The sequence below is a fragment of the Candidatus Polarisedimenticolaceae bacterium genome, from assembly GCA_036275915.1.
In the GTDB taxonomy this organism is placed as follows: Bacteria; Acidobacteriota; Polarisedimenticolia; order Polarisedimenticolales; family DASRJG01; genus DASRJG01.
Window position 1 is genome coordinate 273,562 of record DASUCV010000004.1, and the last position, 26,127, is coordinate 299,688.

General features: G+C 69.2%; 21 protein-coding genes. 3 read left to right on the top strand and 18 right to left on the bottom strand.

The annotated features are described in order from the left end of the window. The first annotated feature begins 8 nt into the window (after positions 1-8). On the top strand, positions 9-959 hold the full coding sequence (locus VFV19_03405; GenBank protein HEX4823334.1) for a UDP-glucuronic acid decarboxylase family protein: 951 nt from the start codon (positions 9-11) through the stop codon (positions 957-959). A gap of 3 nt (positions 960-962) precedes the next feature. Here VFV19_03405 and VFV19_03410 read toward each other — a convergent pair whose 3' ends face one another. The 10 genes from VFV19_03410 to VFV19_03455 all read right to left on the bottom strand — a co-directional run bounded on the left by VFV19_03410 (position 963) and on the right by VFV19_03455 (position 13,237). After that, positions 963-3,089: a polysaccharide biosynthesis tyrosine autokinase gene (locus VFV19_03410; GenBank protein ID HEX4823335.1), complete on the bottom strand. Its 2,127-nt coding sequence runs from the start codon at positions 3,087-3,089 to the stop codon at positions 963-965. Between the two features lie 69 nt (positions 3,090-3,158). Beyond that, the gene (locus VFV19_03415; protein HEX4823336.1) at positions 3,159-4,250 is read right to left on the bottom strand and encodes a polysaccharide biosynthesis/export family protein; all 1,092 of its coding nucleotides are present in this window, start codon (positions 4,248-4,250) and stop codon (positions 3,159-3,161) included. A 19-nt stretch (positions 4,251-4,269) separates the two neighbouring features. After that, positions 4,270-5,508, bottom strand: a complete 1,239-nt coding sequence (locus VFV19_03420) for a hypothetical protein (GenBank protein HEX4823337.1) — start codon at positions 5,506-5,508, stop codon at positions 4,270-4,272. Positions 5,509-5,539: 31 nt separating this feature from the next. Next, positions 5,540-6,718: an MraY family glycosyltransferase gene (locus VFV19_03425; GenBank protein ID HEX4823338.1), complete on the bottom strand. Its 1,179-nt coding sequence runs from the start codon at positions 6,716-6,718 to the stop codon at positions 5,540-5,542. 101 nt (positions 6,719-6,819) lie between these two features. Then, a complete protein-coding gene (locus VFV19_03430; GenBank protein HEX4823339.1) occupies positions 6,820-7,647 on the bottom strand; it encodes a polysaccharide deacetylase family protein in 828 nt (275 codons plus the stop codon). Beyond that, positions 7,644-8,420 carry a hypothetical protein gene (locus VFV19_03435; protein HEX4823340.1) on the bottom strand — a complete coding sequence of 259 codons (777 nt, stop codon included), beginning with the start codon at positions 8,418-8,420 and terminating at the stop codon, positions 7,644-7,646. Before VFV19_03435 ends, VFV19_03430 begins: the two co-directional genes overlap by 4 nt. Continuing rightward, entirely contained in the window at positions 8,417-9,616 is a 1,200-nt protein-coding gene (locus VFV19_03440; GenBank protein HEX4823341.1) for an ATP-grasp domain-containing protein, read from the bottom strand. Before VFV19_03440 ends, VFV19_03435 begins: the two co-directional genes overlap by 4 nt. Next, complete coding sequence (locus VFV19_03445; protein ID HEX4823342.1) at positions 9,613-11,031, bottom strand: O-antigen polymerase; 1,419 nt, start codon at positions 11,029-11,031, stop codon at positions 9,613-9,615. The genes VFV19_03440 and VFV19_03445 overlap by 4 nt, the downstream gene beginning before the upstream one ends. Beyond that, positions 11,028-12,491: a hypothetical protein gene (locus VFV19_03450; GenBank protein HEX4823343.1), complete on the bottom strand. Its 1,464-nt coding sequence runs from the start codon at positions 12,489-12,491 to the stop codon at positions 11,028-11,030. Before VFV19_03450 ends, VFV19_03445 begins: the two co-directional genes overlap by 4 nt. Further along, positions 12,488-13,237 (bottom strand): methyltransferase domain-containing protein, encoded by a 750-nt coding sequence (locus VFV19_03455; GenBank protein ID HEX4823344.1) that lies wholly within the window; start codon positions 13,235-13,237, stop codon positions 12,488-12,490. The genes VFV19_03450 and VFV19_03455 overlap by 4 nt, the downstream gene beginning before the upstream one ends. 99 nt (positions 13,238-13,336) lie before the next feature. On the opposite strand from VFV19_03455, the gene VFV19_03460 reads away from it, so the two are divergent. Both VFV19_03460 and VFV19_03465 read left to right on the top strand, forming a co-directional pair. Then, a complete protein-coding gene (locus VFV19_03460; GenBank protein ID HEX4823345.1) occupies positions 13,337-15,469 on the top strand; it encodes a bi-domain-containing oxidoreductase in 2,133 nt (710 codons plus the stop codon). Beyond that, the gene (locus tag VFV19_03465) at positions 15,466-16,626 is read left to right on the top strand and encodes a glycosyltransferase family 1 protein (GenBank protein HEX4823346.1); all 1,161 of its coding nucleotides are present in this window, start codon (positions 15,466-15,468) and stop codon (positions 16,624-16,626) included. The genes VFV19_03460 and VFV19_03465 overlap by 4 nt, the downstream gene beginning before the upstream one ends. Here VFV19_03465 and VFV19_03470 read toward each other — a convergent pair. The 8 genes from VFV19_03470 to VFV19_03505 are packed head-to-tail and all read right to left on the bottom strand — an operon-like array spanning position 16,612 to position 26,073. Beyond that, positions 16,612-17,895 carry a hypothetical protein gene (locus tag VFV19_03470; protein HEX4823347.1) on the bottom strand — a complete coding sequence of 428 codons (1,284 nt, stop codon included), beginning with the start codon at positions 17,893-17,895 and terminating at the stop codon, positions 16,612-16,614. The genes VFV19_03465 and VFV19_03470 overlap by 15 nt on opposite strands. A 3-nt stretch (positions 17,896-17,898) precedes the next feature. Beyond that, positions 17,899-18,993: a UDP-N-acetylglucosamine 2-epimerase (non-hydrolyzing) gene (gene wecB / locus VFV19_03475; protein ID HEX4823348.1), complete on the bottom strand. Its 1,095-nt coding sequence runs from the start codon at positions 18,991-18,993 to the stop codon at positions 17,899-17,901. Next, entirely contained in the window at positions 18,990-20,492 is a 1,503-nt protein-coding gene (locus VFV19_03480; GenBank protein ID HEX4823349.1) for an O-antigen ligase family protein, read from the bottom strand. Before VFV19_03480 ends, wecB begins: the two co-directional genes overlap by 4 nt. After that, positions 20,489-21,535, bottom strand: coding sequence for a sugar phosphate nucleotidyltransferase (locus tag VFV19_03485; protein HEX4823350.1), 1,047 nt, complete (start codon positions 21,533-21,535; stop codon positions 20,489-20,491). The genes VFV19_03480 and VFV19_03485 overlap by 4 nt, the downstream gene beginning before the upstream one ends. Further along, positions 21,532-22,479 (bottom strand): SDR family oxidoreductase, encoded by a 948-nt coding sequence (locus tag VFV19_03490; protein ID HEX4823351.1) that lies wholly within the window; start codon positions 22,477-22,479, stop codon positions 21,532-21,534. The genes VFV19_03485 and VFV19_03490 overlap by 4 nt, the downstream gene beginning before the upstream one ends. After that, entirely contained in the window at positions 22,479-23,786 is a 1,308-nt protein-coding gene (locus tag VFV19_03495; protein HEX4823352.1) for a UDP-glucose/GDP-mannose dehydrogenase family protein, read from the bottom strand. Before VFV19_03495 ends, VFV19_03490 begins: the two co-directional genes overlap by 1 nt. Beyond that, positions 23,783-24,748 carry an NAD-dependent epimerase/dehydratase family protein gene (locus VFV19_03500; GenBank protein ID HEX4823353.1) on the bottom strand — a complete coding sequence of 322 codons (966 nt, stop codon included), beginning with the start codon at positions 24,746-24,748 and terminating at the stop codon, positions 23,783-23,785. Before VFV19_03500 ends, VFV19_03495 begins: the two co-directional genes overlap by 4 nt. After that, positions 24,748-26,073 (bottom strand): nucleotide sugar dehydrogenase, encoded by a 1,326-nt coding sequence (locus tag VFV19_03505; GenBank protein ID HEX4823354.1) that lies wholly within the window; start codon positions 26,071-26,073, stop codon positions 24,748-24,750. The genes VFV19_03500 and VFV19_03505 overlap by 1 nt, the downstream gene beginning before the upstream one ends. Positions 26,074-26,127 lie beyond the last annotated feature (54 nt).

Genomic DNA, 26,127 nt, shown 5'->3' on the forward strand with positions numbered 1-26,127 from the left:
CATGCCCGATGAAGAAGCGCGCTCTCGTCACCGGAGGTGCAGGGTTCCTCGGGTCGCACCTGTGCGACCGGCTGCTCGCCGAGGGATACCGCGTGGTCGCGATGGACAATCTCGTCACGGGGTCCACCGACAACATCGCGCACCTCGCCGGCCACCCGGACTTCAGGTTCGTCCACCACGACGTGACGAACTACATCTTCCTCGACGGCCCACTCCATGCGGTGCTCCATTTCGCAAGCCCGGCGAGCCCCCGCGACTACCACGAGCTGCCGATCCAGACGCTCAAGGTGGGGTCCCTCGGCACCCACAACGCCCTCGGGCTCGCGAAGGCCAAGGACGCGCGGTTCCTACTCGCCTCGACGTCGGAGGTCTACGGCGACCCGCTCGTCCACCCCCAGCCCGAGTCGTACTGGGGCAACGTCAATCCGGTCGGCCCTCGCGGCGTGTACGACGAGGCGAAGCGTTTCGCCGAGGCGATGACGATGGCCTACCATCGGGTCCACGGCGTCAAAACGTCGATCGTCCGGATCTTCAACACGTTCGGCCCGCGCATGCGCCTCGAGGACGGCCGCGCCATCCCGAACTTCCTGCTCCAGGCACTCCATGGACGGCCGCTCACCGTCTACGGCGACGGCTCCCAGACGCGCTCCTTCTGCTACGTCGACGATCTCGTCGACGGCATCGTGCGCCTCCTCCACTCGAACCTCACGGACCCGGTGAACATCGGCAATCCGGAGGAGTGGACCGTGCTGCGCATGGCGGAGGAGATCAAGGCGCTCGCCGGGGTCGCGGCGCCGATCGTCCACGAGGCCCTCCCCGTCGACGATCCCAAGGTGCGCCAGCCCGACATCACGCGCGCGAGATCGAAGCTCGGTTGGGAGCCGAAGACCTCGATCACGGACGGCCTTGCGGCGACGTTCGCCGACTTCAAGAAGCGCGTCCGGGCCGTTACGGCCTGACCGTCAGAGAGCGATCTTCCGGTCGCCCGGCTCGGCGCTCCGCGAGCGGCGCGAGCGCTTCTGCGACTTCTCGTCGTCCCTGATGTAGTCGTAGCCCAGCGCGTAGTAACCCTTGTTCGCCGCCTTGTCGAGATCGACCGCGTTCAAGACCGCGCCGATGACGTTGGCGCGGACGTCGCGCAGCTGCTTGATCGAGCGGCGGATCAGATCGCGGTCGCTCTCGTTGTGCCGGATGACGAAGGCGACCATCTCGGCGAGCGAGGCGAGGACGATCGTGTCGGTCAAGTTCGCGATCGGCGGGCTGTCGATGACGACCCAATCGAAGTCGGCGCGCAGCGCTTGGATGAGGCTCCGGAACTTCTGGCTCCCGATGAGGTCGGGAGGGCTCGGGGGGATGGCGCCGCAGGGGAGGAGCTGCAAGGTCGCGAGGTCGGTCGCCACGAGGTACGGCCGGTAGTCGTCGTCTTTGCTCTCGAAGATGTAGTTCGAAATGCCCGGCTCGCGAGCGACGTTCATGTGCACGTGCTGCGTGGGGCGCCTCAGGTCGCAATCGAGCAAGACGACCCGGTCGCCCGTGGTCGCGAGCGTGCGCGCGAGCGCCGCCGTCGTCGAGGACTTGCCTTCCTGCGGGCCCGCGCTCGTGAGCAGGACGACCCTCTTCTCCCGATTGTGGCTCGAGAAGAGGACGCTGGTGCGCAGGCTCTGGTACGCCTCGCGGGCGAAGTGGGAGATCTCGCCGCGCACGCGGGGCACGATCGCGAGCACACCGATCCCAAGGTAGTGCTCGATGTCGTCGGGGGTGCGGATCGTGTTGTCGAGGTAATTCAGAAAGAGGACCAGCACGACGCCGATCATGAGGCCGAGGGCACCTCCGATGACGAGCGCCGTGAGCTTCTGCGGCTCGATCGGGTACCTCGGCTCGATGGCCTTGTCGAGAATCGCGACGTTGTTGTTGAGCGCGATGAGCTGCGCCCCCATTGAGATCCGTTCCATCGTTTCGTGGACCAGGTCGTAGACCTTTCGCTTGCTCTCGGCGTCATTCTTCGCGAGATCGTAGCTCGAGGTCGCCTGCTGGACGCGGAATGATTCTTCCTGGGTCTGGCGAATTTGTTTTTCGAGGTAGGTCTTATTGCTCGCGGCGAGGTCGTACTGCGTCTGGAGCTTCTCGGCGATGACCTGGATCTGTGCGTCGAGCCGCTGGTTCAGTTTTTCAACATCCTTCGACTTCGCGACGTACTCGGGATGCTGTGGCTTCTTCTCGAGCGAGAGGCGCTGGAGCTCACGCTCCGCGACGAGCTTCTGCGAGGTGAGGTCGATGACGACCGGATCCTGACCGATGCGCGGGAGCGAGGTGTAGTCGCCGTGGGAGGCCCGGACGTCGGCGAGGCTCTTGAGCTCGGAGGAGAGCGACCCGATCTCGACGCTCACCTTGGTCAGCTCGTCGTTGTACGCCTGGAGGTTGTGCTTGAGGACGTCGGATTGGTTCTCGGGCACGTAGAGATCGCGCGACGCGGCGAGCTGCAGGCGCTCGACATCGGCCTGTCCGATGCTCGCGCGGGACGTCACGAGGCCGCGGTTGATCTCGTCGAGGATCGCCTGGAAGCTCGAGACGGCCTGATCGACGTTGCGGCGGACGTAGACGTCGGCCAGCGTATTCACCCATTCCGCGACCTCTTTGGGGTCCGGGCCGGTCATGCTGACGGCGACGAGCCGTGTCTCGATGCGCGGCTTGATCTCGATTCGGCGCTGGAACGCCCCGATCGGATCGGCGGCCTTCGCGAACAGCGGGTGCTTCTCCAGGTGCAAGCGGCGAAACGTCTTCTCGGCGACGTCGCGGCTCTTGATCACCTCGATCTGCGTATTGAAGTATTTCTCTTCGGCGATCCAGTTGCCGCCCTCCGCGCCGACGTACTGCTCCTGGCCGGGGAGGATGCGCTTCGCCTCGGGCTTGATCTCGACGACCGCCGTGGCCTGATAGACCGGGGTCGCAAGAAGCACGCGCATGAGGGTGACGCCGATGACGACGGCGAGCACCGACAGGATCGTGTACCGCCCCTGCGAGATCGTCTTCCAGTAGTCGCGGAGGTGGAGGCTGCCTTCCGCCGTGCGCCGATCGCCGATCGTGTCCAACTCGTACTCCCGTTCCCGTGCCGACGTCCGCCCGAATATACGGAACGCGCGCGGGTTTTGACAACTCGCCTAGAGGATCCGCCGCTTGACCAGGATGTAATCTCCGGCCTCGAGCTTGGGATCCTCGGCCTTTCGGCCTTCGACCTTGTTGAGATTCACCTCGATTTCACGTTTCTGTCCGCCGGTCGAGCGGAGGATCCGGACATCCTTCTTGCTCGCCCAGTCGGTCAGCCCCTCGGCCACGGCGAGCGCCTCGAGCAGCGTCACGCCGCCCGTGAGGGGGAAGCGTCCTTGGTGGCGCACCTCGCCCTGCACGTAGAAATACTTCGGCTCCTCCACCGAGATGACGTCGCCGTCCTTCAGCGCCGCGGTCCGGTCCGCTTCGTTCGTCGACGACTCGTAGGAGGCGAACGGCTGCGCCTCGCCACGGTGCGACAGCGTGAACCGCTGACCGGGCAGGAGCGTCACGCCGGCCTCGCTGAGGATGTCGTTCAGCGTCATCGCGGGGCGGAGCGCGACGCGGGAGGCGCGCGGCACGGAGCCGGTCACGTAGACGTACTGGCTCTGATACGTCTTCACCATCACCGACACCTGCGGATCGACGAGGAAATCGGAAAGCTTCTCGCGCACCTTGTCCGCGAGCTGGTTCTCGTCGAGGCCGGACGCGGACAGCGCTCCCACGAGGGGCAGGGCGATCGTGCCGTCGGGGCTCACCGAGTAGTCGCCCGAGATGTCCGCGTTCTTGTAGACCAGGATATTCACGAGATCGGCCGGCCCGATCTTGTACCCGGCTTGAGCCGCGGGATCCGCGTCGGCCGGCGCCAAGCGTACGTCGAGCCGATCACCCTGCGACTTGACTCCCACGACCCGCGCCGCCGCGGTCCCGAGATCGAATCGCGCGTGGCCGCCCGTGACCTGGAGGGCGGAGCCGAGGGAGGAGCCTTCGGCGGGCAACGCGTCGACGATGACGAACCGGTGCTCGCCGGCGATGGAGATCTCGAACGGTGGAATCGCCGGAGCGAATTGAAAAGAGACGATGCGGTCGCCGGTCGTCCCGTCGCGGGTCTCGGTCAACGAGGTGAGCACGGTCGCCGCCCACGTGGAGCCGGCGAGACAGAGGACGCATCCCCACGCGAGCCGTCGAATCCCGTTCCGCACCATCGGTCTCCCTTCCGCCGCTCTAGCGGCCCACCACCAGCGCGACCCCGTAGGTCAGAGCGGTGTAGTCCGCCCCAGGCAGCGTGCTCGACCGGACATCGTACCGCACGGTCGCGCGCCACTCGACCCAGACCCCTTGACGCACTCCCATCCACGCATAGGTCCACCAGCTGCGATCGAGGCGGTGCTCGGGATCCGTCGGATAGTCGTTGCGGTAGTAGGCGGTCGAACCGCCGAATCGCAGCAACGTCCCGCGCGGGGACTCCCCGCGCACGGTGATCTGATTGCTGACGAAGTAGTTGTTGTCCCCGAAAATCGACGGATAGGCGTCGCGGTCGAGGTCGACCGACCAATGTGGTCCGGAGACGCTCGTATTCTGGAGCGCGAAGCTCCCCACAATCCCACGAAAGTTCGACGGTGCCGTGCCCGTGTATTCCTGCCGGTCGGGGCCGACCTCGAACTGCAGGGTCGCATGACGGGCGAGCTCGAACCGCGCTCCCAGCCGTACCCCCTGCTCGACCTCCGTGCGATGGTCGGGAGTAAACAGAAGCGACGCCGGCCGGTCGAAGGTGACACGGCCGCCGACCGCGGAACCGACGATCCAGGTCCTCGGTCCGGTCCGCCACTCGACGTCGGGCGCCAGCCACCATCCCGACTCGTCGAAGTACGGCGCCAGGAGCGGCGGCTGGTACGTCGTGTCGAGAATGCGGCCGGTGAGACCGATCCTGTGCTGCTGCTCGCGCTGGTGCCCGACGTCGATCACGCCGAGGTTCGTGCGGTACTCCTGATTCCGGAACGGCACCTCCGCGCCGGGATCGCCCACCTGGACGTCAAGGATCCCCTGGCGGTAGTCGTCCCTCATCCGGACGTACGTGCCGTTGCTGAACTCGAGGTCGAGCGCCGCGAACGCCGCGTGGGTGTCGATCCACTTGGCCCGGTCGATGCTGTAGTTGCGCGTCGAGAGGTCGTAGCCGATCTGGGCGAGGCTGTGCGAGAAGCGCCACTCGAGGAGCATTCCCGGCGAGATCGACTTGATCCAGGTGCCGGCGGGGTTCAGCTCGTTCGAGAGAGAGAGAAGATTGTCGGTGTACTCGATCGCCGCCTGGAAGGACGGGTAGAGAACGACGGGACCGACAGCCCATGCCGGTCCGCCGTCCGTTCCCACGATGGTCTCGGCGTGAGCTGCCGAGGCCGCCAGCAGCGCGACCACCGTCAGGACGACCCAGCGCCGCATTGCGGCGCCTCCGGCGAGCGCGCTCATCGAAGGGATGGTCCGGGTGGGCGAGCCCGGCTCAGCGCCCCGGCTGCACGGGCGTGCCGGCAGCCGTCTCCGACCGGTCGGGGGTGCCCTGGCCCAGCAGCACGTCGCTCGGCCGGTCCTTCGCGTGCGACGCTCCGCCCGCATAGAACCGCCCGATCGATTTGATGAGGAAGACCGATCCGATCGAAACCGCCAGCACGATCCCGGCGACGGGAAGACTGTTCAGCGCGAGGGCGAGATAGCCCGACAGCGCGAACAGCGAGGCCACGAGGTACATCGCGAGGACCGCGGCCCGAGGGGAGATGCCGAGATCGAGCAGGTTGTGATGCAGATGCTCGCGGTCCGCTCGGGAGACCGAGCGCAGGATGGCGATCGGATTCCGCGTCGTGGGAAGCGCGCGACGCGTCCGCCGCGCGATCGTCGTCGCGACGTCGAGGATCGGCAAGCCGAGGATCAGGACGGGGACCAGGATCGCGACCGCCGTCGGGCCTTTCTGCGAGCCGCGGATCGAGATCACCGCGAGGACGTAGCCGAGAAACTGACTGCCGCCGTCGCCCATGAAGATTCTCGCCGGCGCGAAGTTGTGGCGCAGGAATCCGATGAGGGCGCCGGCCAGCGCGACCGCGGAGATCACGACGCCGAACTGTTCCAAGCGCACGGCGATCGATGCGACCGTCGCCGTCACGATGAGCGCGAGACCGCCCGCGAGGCCGTCGAGGCCGTCGATGAGATTGACCGCGTTCATGATGAGCAGGATCCACGCCCCCGTGATGAACGGGCTGAGCACGCCCAGATTGATGACGCCCCCGAACGGCGAGGTCACCGAGCGGATCGTGAATCCGGACATGACCGCGATGGTCGTCGCCGCCAACTGGAGCAGGAGCTTCGTGGAGGGCTTGAGCTGGAAGAGGTCGTCGAGGATGCCGGAGGCGAAGATCAGCGACATGCCGACCGCGAGCCATTTCCAGGAGAACTCGGTCGGATCGCCGAGGCTCGAGGCGCGTCCCGCGGCGAGCGTCGCGCATCCCGTCCCCGCCACGAACCCGAGAAAGATCCCGATTCCACCGAGCCGCGGCACCGCATGCTGGTGCGCACGTCGCCCGCCCGGCTGGTCCACCACGCCGAACTTGTTGGCGAATCGAATGACCGCCGGGAGGATCCCAGCGCTGACGAGGAAGCCCACGACCAGGCTGAGGGCGTACGGGAGCAAGGCGGTCCGATCTCCGTGTGAAGCCCTTAATATACGTCGTTTCACGCGGATCGCCGGAATCGCGCCGGGTCGCAAAAGGTAGCGAAATCAAGGACTTTCCGTCACGTTCGGCGGCCGTTATCCATCGACCGCTGCCGAAGATCGAGAAATCCGTAGCCCCCCGCCATGCGGACCGCGAGCTGGCGCGTCCCCTCACCCGGCTCCTGCAGCCAACGCCGGAGGAGAAACGGATCGTCACCCTGTCGATTGAACGCGCAGCGTCCCGAACATGCGCCGGCGAACCCCGACTCCGCGACGATCGCCCGCGACGCCGGATCGTAGCGTCCGTAAGGAAAGCAGAAGTAACGGGGAGCGACGCCGAGGACGTCCTCGAGGACCGAAGAGCATGTGCGAACCTCTTCCCGGAGCGCCGCCCCCGAGAGTGTCGAGACGTCGGGGTGCGAGTGCGTGTGATTGCCGACCTCGAACCCCATCGCCACCACTTCGCGCAGCTCGTCGCGAGTCATGAACGGCCGCCTGTCGAGGAACGCCGACGGCACGAACACGGTCGCCGGCCATCCACGGCGGTGCAAGAGCGGGAACGCGACGTCGAGGTTGTTGCTCCATCCGTCGTCGAACGTGAGTGCCACGGTCCGCGGCGGAAGCGTGGCCGCACCCGACACGTGCGCGACGACGTCGCCGAGGCCGACGACGCGGTAGTCGTGATCGTCGAGCCAGGACATCTGTCCGGCGAAGTCGTGCCACCACAGGTGGCCGCGATCGCGGGGGGTGCCGTGGTAGTTCAGGATCGCGACGCCGCGAGGCCCGCCGACGAGCGATCGCGCGGCCGCGACTCCGGAGGCGAGCAGAAACTTGATCTCGGCCTTCGCGCGCGAAGGAACCGGGGGTCCCCAGGGTCCCCACTCGTCGCTCCAGGCCCCCGTCATCATCGACCGCCTCGCGCCACGGCGGCTCGCGCCTTGGCCTTGAGATAACGAGCCCGCCTCAGAAGCCATCGCGACGACCGCGCGAGCGCCCGGGACCCCGCCCCGGCCCGGTGCGGATCCCAACGCAGGCGCCCGAAGAAGATCTCGAAGCGCCGCGCGCGGAGCAGGGCGACGAGCGAGGCTGCGTCACATGGCGCTTCCGGAAGCTCCAGGCCGACGCGACGGTAATCGCTCAGCCGATGCTGGTCGAGGCCGGCAGTCGCGAAGGCGGGTCGGGCGGAGCGCGACGCGGCGAGCGCCGTGAGAGCGCGCGGCGACGGACCCCACCGATCGGTCTTTCCGTTCCACACTTCGATGCCGTCGAAGCGGCTCAGCGTTCCGGCGGGGATCTTGTCGATCGCGTGGGCCCGCTCGGGATGGGCGAGGATCGACGCCCCGCCCCGCCGCGCAAGGCGCTCGAGCAGGTCGTCGAGCCGGGAGAGATCGAAGCGCGCGAGATCGTCGAAGTACTCATCGATGCCGACCGCGAGCACATGGACCGCGTTGTCCGAGCTCGCGTACTCCACGGCGGGGACCACGAGCAGATCCGGGCCGGAGAGGTCGGCCGTCTCCCTCCGGTACTCTGCGTGGGCCGCCGCGGTCAGCTCGTTCGAGTGCTCCGTCTGCACGACGAAGCGCAGCCCTTCGCGCCGGGCCAAGGCGGCGATCTCCGCGAGCGGTGTCGTCGAGTCGTAGGAATACGACGAGTGCACGTGCACGATGCCCCGGGCGCTCACACGGCCGCCTTGCGGAGGCCGGCGACGAGATTTGCGATCGGCTCGACGACGCCGGGCAGTGGATCTTCGGCGCTCTGGTGGTAGAAGCGCAGCCCTTCGCGGAAGCCGTCGACGAAGTCGCGCAGCGCGTCTCGAAACGTGGGGTACCCGCGCTCCCAGCCCGCGGGGGGACCCTGCCACGCGTGGAGAAGGTGGATCAGCTCCGCCGAGAGCTGCCGGGCCCCGATCGCGGGGACGGTCTTCGGCATCGAGGGGCGGCGCCCCTCGGTGAAATAGAGCACCTGATGCAGAGGGAACTCGACGCCGGCGTGCACCGCGAGCGGCAGCGAGCCCCAGAGGCGGGGGTTCACCTCGACGAGCCACTCCCGTCCCGTCGCTTCGTCGCGCCGGAACTCGACCATCGCGGCGCCCTCGAACCCCCAGGAGGCCAGGAGCGAACGGCAGCGCTCGACCATCGCGGGGGAAGGCGGCAGGCTGCGCGCGGCGCAGGCGGGCCCCCCGCGCGGGTCGGTCTCGCGGATCCGGTCGTGACCGAACCACAGCCGCGCCTCGCCGTCGCAGAGGAAGAGGTAGACGCCGCGCCCACGTCCTTCGACGTACGCCGACACGACCATCTCCTCCCCCCGACCGAGGCGCTCGTTCACGTCGCCGGCGGCATCGTCCATACGAAAGTGCACGCGGCTCGAAGGCTTGATCAGCCCGGAGCTGCCGCGCAGGAAGCTCGTTCGCGAGCGGACGACGCAGGGAACCCCCACGCGACCAGACGCCGCTTCCCAATCTCCGGGGCGCGCGATGAGCGCGGAGTCGGGCACGTCGAGACCGTGACGACGGCCGTGCTCCGCGACGATCCACTTGTCGGAGGCGAGGGTCAGCGCGGTCTCTGAGGCGGCGCAATAGGAGGCGACCGTTTCGATCTCCTCCCGGGTCTCGGCCAGCGCAAGCAGCGATTGATCCGTCACCGGAAGGAGAGCGTCGCATTCGTAACGGCGCAGCGCGTCGCCGACGGCGTCCGCGTAGGCGCGGGGCGAGCGGGCGGGGCTCGGCAGCGGAACCATCGCCGCGCAGTACCGGGATAGACCGGCGAGGGGCACGTCGCCCGGGCTTCGGCCGATGACGACCTCGTGCCCGTGCCGCCCGAGGCAACGCGTCGCGGCCACCGCCGCGGCGGCGCCCGCTTCCGGCACGAGCACTCTCATTCCGACAGCCGGGACAACCCGCAGCAGAGCGAGATCGGCGTCAACACCATGATGTAGAAGGCGAGCAGGAAGGCGCTCTCGCCGCGGACCTCGGCAAGGCCGGCCACGAACACGGCGGGAATGATGACGCGTGCGGCCGTGAGCTGGACCCCCGCGACGAGCCCCATGGAGGCGTACGCGGCGATCGCGCGGCAGGCGACCCCGAACGCCAACCCTCCGAACACCACTCCGATCAAGCCGAAGCTCGCGTAGAAATCCCCGACGAGAGTCGGCGCGATGCTGTGACCGGCGGCGGCCTGGAAGAGGTAGCCGTCCGTATAGCGCGTGAGGCTCTTACCCAATCCCACCGGCTTGTCCGGCCACACGGACCGGGGAATGAACCCGAGAACGGTGACGAGCATCGGGCGTCCGTGCTCGTAGGGCTGCTGCGCGGGGTAGATGTCGACGACGAGAGACGCCACCTCGAACGGCTCCGACACGCTCTTGAAGTACCCCATGTAGAAGGGCTCGCGCCCGACGACGCGCGCATCGGTCGCCTGGGCACCGACGAGCTCGGTGAGCGGCCGCGTTCTCACGGCGCCCCACACCGAGAAGAAGAGAACGAGGGCGGCCAGAATCAACGCCACGCGCAGCTTCGGAATCGCGCGCGTCCCACGGCGGAGGAGCCGCATCGCGAGGAGACCGAAGAAAAGATAGAAGAGCCATTTGCGCGCGCCCGAGAGGACTCCGAAAAACAGGATCTCGAACGCCAACACGCCCATGAGCGGTGCCCACGCCCACCGGTGCGTCGTCTCCCCCGCGATGACGCGCCACGCCATGAGGAGCGTGCCGGCGAAGAGCATGTGATACGCGAGCTGATAGATCGGCTGGCTGTCCCCCATGCCGTATCCCGTCCTCAGGAGCGCCATGAGACCGCCCTGCGAGAGCACGAACGCGACGCAGCCGGCGAGTCCCACGCCGGTCACGAGCGTCTCGATCCAGATCCACGGCATGCGCGGTCGCGTTCCCTCGAAGTCGGGAAGGAATCCGGCGATGACCTGGCCGAGGCGGAGCTGGTAGCCCGCGAAGAACGCCACCGTGAAGATGGCGAACAACCCGAGGATGAGGAGACCTCGCTCGGGCGACAGTTGCCTGAAGATGTGGAAATCGAGGACGAAGAGCGCGGGCGCTCCGATCACGAAGAATTGCGCCATGAACACGTAGACGATGACAAGCGGGTCGCACAGGAGCGGAAGGCGCGTTTCGGCGCGAAAGACGACGGCGAGCGCCATGAACACGATGATGCACAGATCCAAGAAGAGGAGCTGCCCGAGCGGGCTCGTGAGCAGACGCTGCATGACGAGCGTGACCGCCACGGCGAGCACGAGGAGAAGCGCCCGCGGGACACCCAGCGATGCGACGTCGAGATTCTTCACGACGCGCCCAGGGCACGCGCGGCGAGGCTGCGGACCTCGGCCACCGGCACGGAGCCCAAGAGCGCGAACAAGAGGAGGGCGGCGACCCAACCTGCGGCCGCCGCGACGGGGCCGGGACGAACGAGCTCGGCGTACGCCAGCGTCAGGAGCGCCACGATCCACGCCGCCGAGGCGCGGAACGGCACTCGGAACCCGAGCTTGCGCCGGATCACCTGCGCCATCGCCGCCTGCTGCACGTACGCCCCCACGGTCCCCGCAGCCGCGGCACCCAGGAGGCCCCAACGCGGGATCACGAGGCAGGCCAGAACCGTGCTCGCGGCGACGAAAACCATCGAAACCCAAAGATAGCCGCGAAAGGCACCGAAGGCGACCGCCATGCCTCCGCCGATGTAGACCACCGGGCCCGCCAGCGCCATCGGCGCGACGAAGCGGAGAACGCGCGCGTAATCGCCGAAATCGTGGCCGAAGATCCCCATCGCCGCCGGAGCGAAGAGGATCAGCGCATAGACGCACGGCGCGAGGAAGACGATGCACCCCCGCAGGGCCGCGGCCGCCTGTCGGAGCGCTTGCTCGCGCAGGCCGCTCGCCTCGAGCTTCGCCAAGCCGGGGGCCAAGACCGACGTGAGCATGACCGGGACGAGGGCGAGAAGGCTCACGAAGCGCAAAGCCGCGTGGAGCCGGCTGAGCGCCAGCACGTCGACCCAGACCAAGACGAGCGCCGGATAGAGCTGACCGAACGTGAACTCAACGATCGTGCCGACGTGCGTATAACCGACGACCGGCCAGAACCCGGCGGGAAGGGCGAAGCGCGCGCGCACCGTTCCGGAGAACTCGGCGGTCTCCTTCAACCACAACACGCTCACGAGCGCCGCCCCGAGATAGACGAGCGCGGTCGCGCGCCACATGTAGCCGGCGGGATCGTGGGTCAACGCGTCACGAAGCACCGTCGCCGCGAGAAGCGCCGCGATGAAGTACCCGACGATCACCAGCTTGAGCGCCGTCGCCGCACGCGGCCCTTTACCGACCGCGTAGAGAAAGTGCGTCGCGAAAGCGTTCACCAGCGCCATCGCGCACACGCCGTACGCGAGCGCCCAGGACGGCCCGCCGAACCGGGACAGCACAGCCTCGCGCGCCCCCGGGACGACGAGCGCGACCAGCGTGACGAGACTGAGGATGCCGAGGACGAGAGTGAAGTACGAGAGCAGGAACGACGGACGCTCATCCGAAGGCATGGCGGGAACCATGCGGCTGAACACGGGCGCCCCCCCGAGGATCACGAAGGTGTTGAACGCGGCGACGAAGATCTGGACCGCACCGTACCAGCCGAGGGCCTCCGCCGAGATCCGCCCGAGGATGAGATTCGTGGCGAGCGAGAGCGGGATCGTCAGCACGTTGACGAGGAGGACGAGCCGGATGTCGCGCACCGCCCGGGCCGGGGCGTCGGCGGCCGCCGAGCTCATGCGCGCTTGATGCCGACGACGGCGATGCTGAAGTACGGGTACGAGAGGAGCTTGGTGAGCGGCTCGTCGATCAGCGTGAGCACACGGAGCGGGAAGACGGCCGCCCATGCGAAGCGTGGATCGACACGCGAGAGAAGCCGCGTCAGATTCGTGAGCTGCTGCGAGATGATGCCGCTGTTCCAGCTCTCCTCCACGACGTCGATGCCGGCTCCGTCGAGCAGCGCGCGGATCTCGCCGTGGGAATAGCCCCAGCGCACGTGGCCGCCGTCCTCCACCGTCGAAAGAACGTCGCCGACCAGCGGTCGGTAGTCTTTGTTCGGGGTCGTGAGCAGAAGGCGCCCGCCGGGCTTCAGAAGCGCCGCGAGGTCCCGGACGAGCTTGCGGTCGTCCATGATGTGCTCGATGACCTCGGTGCAGAGGACTTCGTCGAACGTCCCCAACGCCGGGGCCAGGCTGTCCAGCCGGCGTAGGTCGGCGGTCTCGAACCGCACGTTCGTGAGGCCAAGCGTGCGGGCGCGCTCCGCGGCGATCGCGTTGTTGCGCTCGTCGAACGACAGCCCCAACGCGTCGTTGCCCCGTCGCGCGGCGGCCATCGTGAACGCGCCGCTGCCGCAACCGGCGTCCAGGACCTTGATCGGCCCAGGCTGCAGCCGCCGGCGACACCAGGTCCAGCGTGCGTAGACCTGAGGGTCCCCATGGAGGACCGTAGCGGGCCACCCGAGAACACGAACGAGAAGGTCGCTCATCGGCAGCCGATCATAGTACGTCGAACATCGCTAAAAGCACGGATGACGCCTTCGTAACGACCCCGCGCAGTTTCCGGCGTGCGCTATAGTCCCGCCGCGATGAGGCAGTTGATCCAGGACCCCAAGGCGGGGACCGTGCTCGTCGTCGACGTCCCGCCTCCGGCGATTCGACCCGGCACGCTTCTGGTCCGGACGGAGGCGTCGGTGATCTCTCCGGGGACCGAGCGGAACGCCGTCGCCGCGGTCCGCGACTCCTACATCCGCACCGCTCGCGCCCGGCCGGATCTCGTCCGTCGCGTGCTCGATTCCGTCCGCCGCGACGGTCTCCTCGCCGCGTACCGCAAGGTGCAGGCGAAGCTCTCGGAGCCGCAGGCTCTCGGCTATGCGTGCGCGGGGAAAGTCGTCGCGATCGGCGAAGGCGCGGGCGACCACTTCCGGATCGGCGATCGCGTGGCGTGCGCGGGCGTCGGACACGCCAGCCATGCGGAGATGGTCTGCGTCCCCGTCAATCTCGCCGCACGCATCCCCGACGGGGTCCCGCTCGCGGACGCCGCCTTCGCGACGCTGGGCGCGATCGCCCTCCACGGCGTCCGCCAAGCGGAGCCTCGGCTCGGCGATCGCGTCGCGGTCATCGGAACGGGGATCCTTGGCCTGCTGACGGTCCAGCTCCTCCGTGCGCACGGCGCACGCGCCGCCGCGTTCGACCTGAGCGAGGATCTCGTCGAGCGGGCGCGGGCGCTCGGCGCCGAAACGGGCAGCAGCGGAGGTGTCGACGACCAGGTCGCGACGGCGCTCGCTTGGACCGATGGGCTCGGTGTCGATGCGGTGATCGTCACGGCGGCGAGTGCCTCCGACGGCCCGATGACGGCGGCGGCCGGGATGACGCGCGACCGAGGCCGTGTCGTGGCGGTCGGGTTCGTTCCGTTCGGTCTGCCGAGGGAGATCGCCTACGTGAAGGAGCTCGAGCTCCGCATCTCGCGCTCCTACGGGCCGGGGCGTTACGACTTGGGCTACGAAGAGACCGGCGTCGACTACCCCATCGGCTACGTGAGGTGGACCGAGACTCGGAATCTCGAGGCGTTCCTCGCCCTGCTCGCGGACGGCCGGGTGACGGTGGCCGATCTCGTCACCCATCGGTACGCGCTCGCCGACGCCCCCGCCGCCTACGACGAGCTGGTCGCGAAGAACGGCCGACGCCCGCTCGGGATGGTGATCGATTACCCGGTGCGCACCTCCGCGGACGCAGCGGAGGCCGCGCGGATGGGCGGATCCACTCCGGCCACCGCGGTCCCCGGACGTTCCCAGCTCGCCGTCGTCGGTGCGGGCGCCTTCGCCCGCGCCGTGCTGCTCCCTGCCCTCGCGCGGCTCGACGTGCCGCTCGTCCGGGTGGCGACGAGCCACGGGCTCACCGCCTTGGACGCCCAGAAGAAGTTCGGGTTTCGGACGATCGGCACCGATCCGGAGGAGGTCTTCCGCGATCCCGACGTGGATGCCGTCGTCATCGCGACGCGCCACGATGCCCATGCCGATCTCGCCGCACGGGCGCTCGCGGCCGGCAAGCACGTGTTCGTCGAGAAGCCGCTCGCCCTGACGCTCGAGGAGCTCGACCGCGTGATGGCCGAGGTCCGCCGAGCGCCGGGCATCCTCCTCGTCGGCTTCAACCGGCGTTTCGCCGCGATGTCGGTCGCCATCCGGGACCACCTCCGCGGCAAAGGACCGTTCCTCGCGACCTACCGCATCAACGCCGGCGCCCTTCCCGCGGGCCACTGGACGCTCGATCGGAAGATGGGCGGCGGCCGCATCATCGGCGAGTGCTGCCACTTCGTCGACCTCCTCTCGTTCCTCGCGGGTGACGCGCCGATCGTCGGCGTTCAAGCGCGGGCCGCGGGACGCCCGGCGGGCCTGGCCCAAGACGTCGCGGTCCAGGTGGAGTTCGGCGACGGCAGCGTGGGCCAGATCCTCTACACGAGCCGCGGCTCGGGATCGCTCTCGAAGGAGCGCCTCGAGGTCCACGCCGGCGGCTCCTCCGCGGTCCTCGACGATTTTCGTACGTGCACGGTGCACGCGGGCAGGAGCTCGCGTCGAGCCGGAGCGCCGGGGAAGGGCCATGTCGAAGAGCTGCGCGCGTTCGTCGACGCGGTGCGCGCAGGGGGCCCCTCGCCGATCGCCCCGGCGACGCTCGAAGGCGTCTCGCGCGCGACGATCGAGATCCACCGGGCCCTGACGGTGTGAACCTGCGCATCGCCGTCAATGCGTTCAGCAACCCCGTCGGCGGCGGACGGACCGTTCTGCGACGCATCCTTCCCCGGATGGCGGACTTCGCACCTCGCTCGTCGTTCACGGTGTTCGGCCCCTCGGGTGACGAGGCCCTCCGCGGGGACGTGGCGCGGCCCAACGTCGTCTGGCAGGACGTCCCGGCGGGACTCCGGGGAACCGGGTCGAAGCTCCTCTGGGAGAACCTGTCGTTCCCGCGCGAGCTGGTACGCGGCGGCTTCGACGTCGTGCTCTGCCCCGCCAACGTGAGCCACTTCCGAGGCACCACGCCGAAGGTCGTCATGATTCAGAACTCGCTCCCGTTCTACAGGGACCTCTATCGCTTCGAGAGCGCCCGCACGCGGGCTCGCCTGCACCTGCTCGCGTGGGCGTCGCATCACTTCATCGCGCGGGCGGAGGGTGCCGTTTTCCTGACCCGGACGGCGCGTGAGGACGCGCTGCGCGGAACCTCCGTCGAGCCGAAGCGCGACACCGTCGCCTACCTGGGCGTCGACGAGGATTTCGGACGTGAGCCCCACGAAGCCGCGCGTGCGGACGCCGCGCGTCGTTACGACCTTCCCGGCCGCTACGTGCTCTCGGCGTCCCACCTCTATCGTTACAAGCGCTTCGAGGCATTGATCGAAGCGTGGGGCCTCATTCCCCCGGCGACGCGCGACGGCCGCACGCTCGTCATCGCCGGAGAGCCGCACGATCGCGCCTATGCGGACGCGCTCGCCGAGCGCGTATCGCGTCTCGCCGATCCGTCCTCCGTGCGGTTCATCGGCGGCGTGACCACGGCGACGCTCTCGACGCTGCACGCCGGAGCCGACGCCGTCGCGTTCCTCTCGGCCTGCGAGGCCGGCAGCATCACGGTCCTGGAAGCGCTGGCGTCGGGCCGCCCGCTCCTCCTCTCCAATCGCTCCGCGCTGCCGGAGCTCGGAAGCGATGCGGCGCTCTACGCGGACCCCGACAGGCCCGAAGAGGTCGCGAGACAGCTCGCGCGTCTCCTCTCGGACCCAGCGCTGGCCCGGGACCTCGGCGCGCGCGCGCGTCGACGCGCCGCGGAGTTCACGTGGGATCGGACGGCGCGAACCGTCCTCGCGGTCCTCGAGAGCGTGGCGTCAGCGCGTCGTTGAGGCCGCCGCGGCCTCGCTGTCGGCGATCTCCTGCAGCCAGCCTCGAAATTCGGTGTTGGCCGGATCGTCGTCGATCCAAGCGGAGACGTCGGCGCGCGCCGTATGGAACCGGTGCGACCGCTCGAGGAAGGCGACGAGCTCACGGGCGAGCGGCATCGCCTTCGACGGGACGCTGATCCCTTCCCGGAGGAGTTTCTCCGCCGTCTCCAGCTCGCCGGCCTGCTCGCACGTCTGGGCCGCTGCGATTCTGAGCGTGGAGTCCGTCGACATTTCTCTCACCGCGTCGCCGTAGTGCGCGCAGGCGTCGCCGCCCTTCCCGAGCCCCCGCTCGAGCACCGCCATGTTGAGCGCGACGATCGCGGGGTCGTAGCCGGTGCGGGACGCGCGCCGCCAAGCCTCCAGCGCCTCCTTCGGATCCGTCGCCGCCAGCGCGGTGCCCAGCATCATGGCCGATTGATGCCGCTCGTACGTGTTCCTCGCATCGCGCTCCGAGAGGCGTGCTTCGGCGATCGCGGTCGTGCCGTCACCCTGCTCACGGGCGAAGCGCGCGCACTCGAGGTGCAGGAGGCTCCGCTCGTACGGGGGGCTCGCCTCGATGCCGGCCAAGAGCGCATCCTTGAGGCGCGAGTAGATGGCGTCGGGGAAGCGTCGGTCGGATCCCCAAACGTGGAACGACGGCGCCGGCATGACGCGCGCCGACTTCACGTAGGTATCGGCGGCTCGCTCGACGTCGCCGGTCGCCTCGAGGACCGAGGCGAGCACGTCCATCTCCTGGTATCCGCTCGGCTTCAGGTCGACGGCAAGCTCGGCGGCGCCGAGCGCGACGAGGCGCCCCGGGTCGAGGACGCCGCGCGCGCGCGTCTCGATCGTCTCGATCGAGACCCCGGCGCCTTCGTCGTCGAGCTGCGCGCGCTTGAGGGCGATCTCGGCGAGCCCGCTCCACGACCAAGCGTCGAGCGGCGCCAGCGTCACCGCGCCTGCGTAGCCCGCCCATGACCGGTCGAGGAGGTCGCGCGCCGACACGGGGGGCACGCTCCCGCGCCACTCGAACGTATGTTGCGCGATGTCGCCGACCCACGCGCGGAGGTTCGGATCGTCGCCGCGCAGCCTCGCGGCCGTTTCCATTTGCGCGAGCGCGTCGCCGTAGCCGCCGGACGCGTCGAGGCGGCGCGCGGCGAGATACGCCAGGGACGACCCGACCTCGCGCCAGAGAGAGAATGCCTGGAGCGCGGCGGCGATGACGAGAATCGCGAGAAGGAGACGGCGCATCGCTCAGTCCGCCAAGGAGCGCTCGAGCACGGCGACGATGCGCTCCGCCGCACGGCCGTCCCAGAGCTGCGGGACCTTCCCCTCGCGCGGGTGGTCGAGCGTCTCGGAGATCGCGGCGCGCACCCCGGCGCTCGTCGTCCCTGCGAGCCGATTCGTCCCCTCGGTCAGTGTGCTGGGGCGCTCGGTGTTGTCCCTGAGCGTGACGCACGGCACGCCGAGGACCGTCGTCTCCTCCTGGATCCCTCCGGAATCCGTGAGCACGAGGCGCGCCGCGCTCATCGCGCCGAGGAACTCGAGGTAACCCATCGGGTCGACGAGGCGGAAGCCCGGGCGATCGCCCGCGCCCAGTGCGAGGAGTCCGGCCCGCGTCCGCGGGTGGACCGGGAAGAGCACCGGCACCGAGTCGGACAGCTCGAGGATCGGGTCGAGGAGCGCGCGCAGCGCATCCGGCGCGTCGACGTTCGCGGGCCGGTGGAGGGTGAGGACCGCGTACCCCTTCGCCGGGAGGCCCAAGCGGTCCGGCATGTCGAGGCGTGCCGCCGCGTCGCGGAAACGCAGGAGAGTGTCGATCATGACGTTGCCGACGAAATGGACCTTCGTTTCGGGCGTCCCCTCCTGCGCGAGGTTTGCGAGGCCGCTCGGCTCGCTGACGAACAGGAGGTCGGAGAGCGCGTCGGTGACGATCCGGTTGAGCTCCTCCGGCATGGCGCGATCGCGGCTCCTGAGCCCCGCCTCGACGTGCGCGACCGGGATGCCGAGCTTCGACGCGACGAGCGCCGCGGCCACCGTGGAGTTGACGTCCCCGACGACGAGGACGAGCGCCGGGCGGCGGGAGACGAGCACCGGCTCGAGGCGGAGCATCACCTCCGCGGTCTGGGCCGCGTGCGTTCCCGAGCCGACCCCGAGCTTGATCTCCGGCTCGGGGATGCCGAGCTGCTCGAAGAACAGGTCCGACATCTGCCGGTCGTAGTGCTGGCCGGTGTGCACGATCGTTCCGGTGAGCGTCGCGCTCTTCGCGAGCGCCCGCGCGATCGGCGCCACCTTCATGAAGTTGGGCCGTGCTCCGGCGACGAGGACCACCTCACGGCGCGCCGTCATGCGGCCTCCGGACCGGCGTCGGCGCCGCCGTCGCTCGCGACGGCGGTGAGGATGCCGAGGGTGACCGCGAACTCGACCGCCACGGCGGGGATCTGCAGCCCGAACTCGAAGATCGCATGGAGCGCGATGGCGAAGACCGCGCTGACGCAGGCCGCGCTCGTCCACCTGAAGCCGGAGCGGTGCCGGACCGCGGGACGGAGGACGCGCCGCGTGAGGACGACGAGAGCCCAGAGGAGGAGGACGGCCCCCGCGAGTCCGGTCTCCGCGACGATCTGGAGGTAATCGTTGTGAGCCTGGTCGGTCTCGAGCCACTCGCCCGGGCGGTCGTAGATCGCGTAGACGTACCCGAACGTACCGAGCCCGCTTCCGGTCACCGGAAAGTCGCGGATGATGGTGAGCGTCCGTCCCCAGATGTCCCATCGCATCGCGAACGACGGATCGAGCGAGCCGGACTTGTACGGGCTCGGCTTCAGGGCGCGGCCCTCGCCGCCGGCCCAGCTCGCGACGCCGACCGCGAGCCCGAGACAGACCGCGAGGACGATCCCGACCACGAGCCAACCTTTGAGCCGCCGTGCGGCAAGAAGCGCGGCGAGGCCGACAGCGAACGCGAGGATGCCCGCACGCGACCCGGAGAGAACGAGGCCGATGGCGCCGAGAACGGCGCACCCGCCGAGGACGAGGAGGCGCGGAAACGCCCACGAGCGATCGACGACGGCCTTGCGGATCGAGCTCCGGCTGACCGTTCCCTCCGGTCCTCCGAGGAGGGCGAGGAGCAGCCCGAGCGCCACGAGCGTTCCGATCTCGACGAACGCGGCGAAGTGGTTCGGGTTGACGAACGGGCCGAGCACCTCTGCATCGAGCGGCGCCTCGCGGATCCAGAGGAGCCGCGTGGTCCCGGAGAGGCGTGCGAAGAGCGCGATCGCGCCGAGGGCTCCGGTCCACAGCGCGAGCCCCCAGAGGAGCCGGTAGCGCTCGACGGGATGGATCGCGAGCGTGGCGGCGCACGCAAGGGCGAGTCCTGCGGTGATCCAGGCGAGAACGGCGCGCCGCGTGGTCGTGGACGCGACCGAGAGCGCGTGCTCGCCGCTCCCGACGCCGGCAGGCACCGGCGCCGTCAGCGGCGCCGCGCCCGGGGCGGCGGTCGCGCCGCCGGCCTTCGCGCGCTCCTCGAGCAGAGCCGGCAGGCCGGACGGCCCACCTGAAGGAACGAGCGTGGGACGAAGCGACGCCCAGCGCGGCGACGCGAGGCGCGCCACGGCGTCGGGAATCGGGACGGTCTGCAGGAGCGCGAGAACGCACAGCGCCGCGAGCGGCAAGAGGAGGGCGCGCGCCGCGGCCGGCGGCCCGCTGGGTCTCCGGTCGAGGACGAGCGCGATCGCGACGACGATCAGCCCCAGCCGGAGCGCGGCCGACGCCCAGCCTTCGACGGAGCCGAAGGCGAGCGCCCCGAGACCGACGAGCGCGACGAGGAGCCCGGTCGCAAACCCGCGCAGGCTCACGCCAGGTCTCCGCGCCCGGCCTTGCGGACCGCGGCGACGACGGAGCGCATCGCCTCGCCGCCGTCCCGCGCCGCGACGAGGAGCGCATCCGGCGTATCGACGACGATGATGCCGGGGACCCCGACGAGCGCGACGAAGCGATCGCGGCCGATGACGACGCTGCCGTCGCTCGCGACCGCGACGTGCTGCGGGCGAAGCGGCGACGACGGCGGGATGAGGCGTGCGGCGGCTTCCCACGATCCCACGTCGTCCCAACCGGCCTCGAAGGCGACGACCATGACGCCGCGCGCACGCTCCATCACCGCGTAGTCGACGGAGACCGGCGTCAGCGCGCGCCACGCGCGGTGCTTGCCGTCGAGCGCCGTCTCGGCGGCCGTGCGCACACCCGGCGCACAGCGGTCGAGCTCGTCGAGGAAGCGGCCGGCCTTCCACACGAAGATTCCCGCGTTCCAGAGATGGCGGCCCGAGCGGAGGAACCGCCGCGCCTTCGCGAGCTGCGGCTTCTCGACGAACGCCTTCACCGGCGACGCGGTGCCCCGACGCACCGGCCCGCGTGTCTCGAGGTAGCCGAATCCGGTCGCCGGCCGCGTCGGCCTCACGCCCAGGCAGACCAGATCGTCTCGCGAGGCGGCCGCGGCCGCGACGCGGATCGCCCGGACGAAGGCGCGCGCATCGCCGATCACATGATCGGTGGGCAGCACCGCGACGATCGCCTCGGGGTCGAGACGGGCGACGGCGGCGCACGCCAGCGCGAGGGCGGGTGCCGTGTCGCGCGGCGCGGGCTCGACGACGATGCGGTCGCGCCGGAGCGCGGGCAGGTCGCGACGCACCGCGGTGCTCAGCGATGCCGGCGCCACGACCCAGATCCGTGAGGCCGGGGCGAGCGCGCGGGCGCGATCCCACGTCGCCCGCAGCAGCGAGCGATCACCGAGAAGGTGGAGGAACTGTTTCGGCCGGCCGGCTCGGCTGAGCGGCCAGAATCGTGTGCCGCTGCCGCCCGCGAGAAGGACCACGTTGAGATCGGGGCGCGGACGTCGCGTCACGAAGCGTCCCACGTCAAGCGCAGCCCCTCGTGGACGGACACGGTCGGCCGGTAACCGAGCGCCTGCTCCGCCTTTCCGATCGCGGCGAGCGAGTGCTTGATGTCGCCCTGACGCTCCGGCGCGTAGACCGGCCGGACCTCCCGGCCCCCGAATTCGGCCACGATCGCCACGAGCTCGTTCAAGCTGATGCGCTCCCCGCAGGCGATGTTGTAGGCCGCTCCGAGCGCCGATTCCGGCGCGGCGCAGGCCTTGAGGTTCGCCTGGACGATGTTCGCGATGTGGCTGAAGTCGCGCGTCTGTTCACCGTCGCCGTAGATCGTGGGAGCGCTCCCCGCGCGGATGGACGCCATGAACCTCGGAATCACCGCGGAGTACTCGCTGCCCGGATCCTGCCGCGGGCCGAACACGTTGAAGTACCTGAGGGCCACCGTCGGAACCCCGTAGAGCCGATGGAACAGGCCCAGGTAGGTTTCGCCGGCGAGCTTCTGCAAGCCGTAGGGCGAGATCGGCGCCGGCGCCATCGTCTCGACCTTGGGCAACGTTTCGCTGTCGCCGTAGAGCGACGACGACGACGCCATGACGACACGCTTCACCTTCGCGTCGCGCGCCGCCAGCAGCACGTTCAAGGTTCCCGTGACGTTGACCTCGTTCGACGAGATCGGATCCTGGATCGACCGCTGCACCGAAGGGATCGCCGCCTGGTGAAGCACGTAGTCGGCGCCCTCGACGGCGCGCCGGCAGAGCGCGAGGTCGCGAATGTCGCCCTCGATGAGCGTGTAAGTGGTTCGGCCCGCCGCCGCCCAAGCGGGCGCGTCGGCGAGGTTGACGCGACGGCCGGTCTCGAAGTTGTCGAGCACGCGGACCGCATCGCCCCCTTTCAGGATCGTCTCCGCGAGATTCGAGCCGATGAACCCGCCGCCGCCCGTCACGACGAACGTGGCCATCACGCCCTCCCGACGCAGGTGTAGGTGAACCCCTTCGTCCGCATCGTCTCGGGCTCGTAAACGTTCCGGAGGTCGACGACGACCGGCGCTTTCATCGCGCCCTTCAGGCGGTCGGTGTCGAGGGCCCGGAACTGATTCCACTCGGTCGCGACGACGAGGAGGTCGGCGCCTTCCGCGGCCTCGTACTCGTCCTTCGCGTAGACGACGCCCCGGCGCTCGGTCTCGGCGGCGATGGCCATCGCGACCGGGTCGAAGGCCTTGACCTTGGCGCCTTCGGCGAGGAGCGCGTCCAGGACGGCGATCGCCGGCGACTCGCGGAGGTCGTCGGTGTTCGGCTTGAACGTGAGCCCCAGGAGCGCGACGGTCTTCCCCGCGAGCGAGCCCGAGGCCGCGACGCGGATCTTCTCGAGCGCGGTCGGGATCCGTCCCGCGTTCACCTCGACGACGGCGGAGACGATCTTGAGCGGGACGCCGGCTTCCCGGGCGACCTCGAGGATCGCGCGCGTGTCCTTCGGGAAGCACGAGCCGCCGTAGCCGGGACCCGGGTGCAGGAACTTGTTCCCGATCCGATGGTCGAGCCCCATGCCCTTCGCGACGGCGTGCACGTCCGCGCCGAGCTTCTCGCAGAGGTCGGCCATCTCGTTGATGAACGAGATCTTCGTCGCGAGGAAGGCGTTCGACGCGTACTTGATGACCTCGGCCGTCACGACGTCGGTGATGACGATCGGCGTCTCGATGAGGTAGAGCGGGCGGTAGAGGTCGCGCAGGATCGCGGCGGCCATCTCGTCCTCGCACCCGATCACGATCCGGTTCGGGCGGAGGCAATCCTCGATCGCCGATCCTTCGCGGAGGAACTCGGGGTTCGACGCGACGCTGAACGCGTGGCTCGCCTTGCGGTGCTTCTCGATGATCTCGCGGATCATCTTGCCGGTGCCTGCGGGGACGGTGCTCTTGGTGACGACGACCTTGTACGAGTTCAGGTTCTCGGCGACGGCCTGCGCGACCTCGCGGACGAACGAGAGATCCGCGCTGCCGTCGTTCCCCTGCGGCGTCCCGACGGCGATCACGACGACGAGCGACCTCTCGACGGCGCTGGCGAGATCGGTCGTGAAGACGAGCCGGCCGGCCTTGACGTTCCGCTCGACGAGCGCCTCGAGACCCGGCTCGTAGATCGGCATCTCTCCGCGCTCGAGCATCGCGATCTTCTCGGCGTTCTTGTCGACGCAGGTGACGTGCGTCCCGAACTCGGAGAAGCACGCGCCGGTCACGAGGCCGACGTATCCGGTGCCGACCACGGTGATGTTCAACGCCGCACCCCGGCCGCGGGACGCGCGGCGCGGAACCACGAGAGGAACCGGGACATGCCGTCGTCGAACGTCACGCGCGGCTGCCAGTCGAGATCGCGCCGCACCGCGCCGATGTCCGCCCACGTGCGGAGGACGTCGCCGGGCTGCATCGGCAGCCGGCGGATCCTGGGCGCGACGTCGAGGCCGCGTGCGATCCGCTCGACGAGCTCGTTCAGCAGGATGGGGCTCGATCCGCCGAGGTTCCAGACGTGAAAGCCGCGCGTCCGCTCGATCGCGCGGACGATCCCTTCGACGATGTCGTCGACGTAGGTGTAGTCGCGCCCGGAACTGCCGTCGCCGAAGACGGGGACCTCCTCGCCGCGGCTCATGAGGTCCGCGAACTTCCGGATCGCGAGGTCGGGCCGCTGCCGCGGGCCGTAGACGGTGAAGAAGCGTAGGCACGCGACCTCCATCCCGTGGAGGTGATGGAAGGTGTACGCGAGCAGCTCGCCGCCGCGTTTCGTCGCCGCGTACGGGGAGATCGGATCGTCGACCGGGTCGCCCTCAGAAAAGGGCACCTTCGCGTTGTTCCCGTATACCGACGACGACGAGCCGAAGAGGAAGCGCCGGACGCCGTGCCGCCTGGCCGCCTCGAGCAGCACGGCCGTGCCCGTGAGGTTCACCGAGGCGTAGTCGACCGGATCGGCGATCGAGGGGCGCACCCCCGCGCGAGCGGCGAGATGCACGACGGCCTCGATCGTTCCCGCGAACGCCGCTCGGACCGCGGCCTCGTCGCGGATGTCGCCGCGAACGAGACGGCAGCCCGGATGTGCCGTGGCGCGCGCGAGATTCTGCTCCTTCTCGGCCGGATCGTAGAAATCGTGGAACGCGTCGAGGACCACCACCTCGCGGTCGTCCGCGAGGAGGCGCTCGACGAGATGCGATCCGATGAAGCCCGCCCCGCCGGTGACGAGGATCGGCATCAGAGCTTTTCGATCTTCGCGCGGCCCGAGGTGACCGCGCGGGTCGCGTTCCTGGTATCCAGCACGCGCTTCGCGCTCTTGACGATCGAGGCGTAGTCGTAGACCGAGTGGTCGGTCACGATGACGACCAGGTCGGCGGCCGCCAGGTTCTTCGGCGTGAGCTCCACGCCCTTCTCGATGCGGCCGTCCTCGCCTCGGAACGAGTTCGAGTACGGATCGTGGAAGGAGACGTTCGCGCCTTCCTCTTGGAGGAGGCGGATCACGTCGAGCGCCGGCGATTCCCGGACGTCGCCGGTGTCCTTTTTGTAGGCGACACCGAGGACGAAGATTTTCGACCCCTTCACGGACTTCTTGACGCGGTTCAGGATCGCCGCCGTGCGGCGCACGACGACCTCGGGCATGTGTCCGTTGATCTCGGACGCCAGCTCGATGAAGCGGGCGGAGTAGTTGAGCGTCTTGAGCTTCCAGGCGAGGTAGTGCGGGTCGAGCGGGATGCAGTGGCCGCCGATCCCCGGGCCGGGGTAGAACCGCATGAAGCCGAACGGCTTCGTCGCGGCTCCGTCGATGACCTCCCAGACGTCGAGGCCGAGCTTCTCGCACATGAGCGCGATCTCGTTGACGAGGCCGATGTTCACCGCGCGGAAGGTGTTCTCGAGGAGCTTGATCATCTCGGCCGCCTGGGTCGAGCTGACCGGATGCACGTGCTCGATCGCCTGGCCGTAGAGGAGCGCGGCGGCCTTCGTGCACGCCGGCGTGACGCCGCCCACGACCTTGGGGGTGTTCTTCGTTTGATACACGGGGTTGCCGGGATCGACGCGCTCGGGCGAGAAGGCGACGAAGACGTCCCGGCCGACCTCGAGACCTCCCGCCGTCAGCTCCGGCAAGAGGACCTCCTCGGTCGTGCCCGGGTACGTGGTCGACTCGAGAATGATGAGCTGGCCGGCACGCACCTGGGGCGCGATCGCCGTGAGCGCCGAGACGATGTAGGAGATGTCCGGGTCCTTCGTCTTGCGGAGAGGGGTCGGAACCGCGATCAGGATGGCGTCGAGCTTGTCGCACCCCTTGTAGTTCGACTGCGCGCGGATGAGCTTCTTCGCGACGAGGGGCCTCAGCGTCGCGGTCGAGACGTCCTCGATGTGCGACGTGCCGGCGTTGACCGTCTTCACCTTCCGTTCGTCGATGTCGATCCCGACGACGCGGAAGCCGGCCTGGGCGAACTCGACGGCGAGCGGCAGGCCGACGTACCCGAGCCCGACGATCCCAAGCTGGGCGCTGCGGTCGACGATCCGGCGCGTGAGCGCGGAGAGGTGGTCGTTCGGGGCCATGGGGAGTTCTCCTCGTGTGGAGTGCGGGCGGCGACAATATAGAAGATGAAGAGC

Coding starts and splice junctions, on each gene's coding strand:
- VFV19_03405 (HEX4823334.1), top strand. CDS start 9: ATGAAGAAGCGCGCTCTCGTCACCGGAGGTGCAGGGTTCCTCGGGTCG.
- VFV19_03415 (HEX4823336.1), bottom strand. CDS start 4,250: ATGGTGCGGAACGGGATTCGACGGCTCGCGTGGGGATGCGTCCTCTGT.
- VFV19_03420 (HEX4823337.1), bottom strand. CDS start 5,508: ATGAGCGCGCTCGCCGGAGGCGCCGCAATGCGGCGCTGGGTCGTCCTG.
- VFV19_03430 (HEX4823339.1), bottom strand. CDS start 7,647: ATGATGACGGGGGCCTGGAGCGACGAGTGGGGACCCTGGGGACCCCCG.
- VFV19_03440 (HEX4823341.1), bottom strand. CDS start 9,616: ATGAGAGTGCTCGTGCCGGAAGCGGGCGCCGCCGCGGCGGTGGCCGCG.
- VFV19_03450 (HEX4823343.1), bottom strand. CDS start 12,491: ATGAGCTCGGCGGCCGCCGACGCCCCGGCCCGGGCGGTGCGCGACATC.
- VFV19_03455 (HEX4823344.1), bottom strand. CDS start 13,237: ATGAGCGACCTTCTCGTTCGTGTTCTCGGGTGGCCCGCTACGGTCCTC.
- VFV19_03460 (HEX4823345.1), top strand. CDS start 13,337: ATGAGGCAGTTGATCCAGGACCCCAAGGCGGGGACCGTGCTCGTCGTC.
- VFV19_03470 (HEX4823347.1), bottom strand. CDS start 17,895: ATGCGCCGTCTCCTTCTCGCGATTCTCGTCATCGCCGCCGCGCTCCAG.
- wecB (HEX4823348.1), bottom strand. CDS start 18,993: ATGACGGCGCGCCGTGAGGTGGTCCTCGTCGCCGGAGCACGGCCCAAC.
- VFV19_03490 (HEX4823351.1), bottom strand. CDS start 22,479: ATGGCCACGTTCGTCGTGACGGGCGGCGGCGGGTTCATCGGCTCGAAT.
- VFV19_03500 (HEX4823353.1), bottom strand. CDS start 24,748: ATGCCGATCCTCGTCACCGGCGGGGCGGGCTTCATCGGATCGCATCTC.
- VFV19_03505 (HEX4823354.1), bottom strand. CDS start 26,073: ATGGCCCCGAACGACCACCTCTCCGCGCTCACGCGCCGGATCGTCGAC.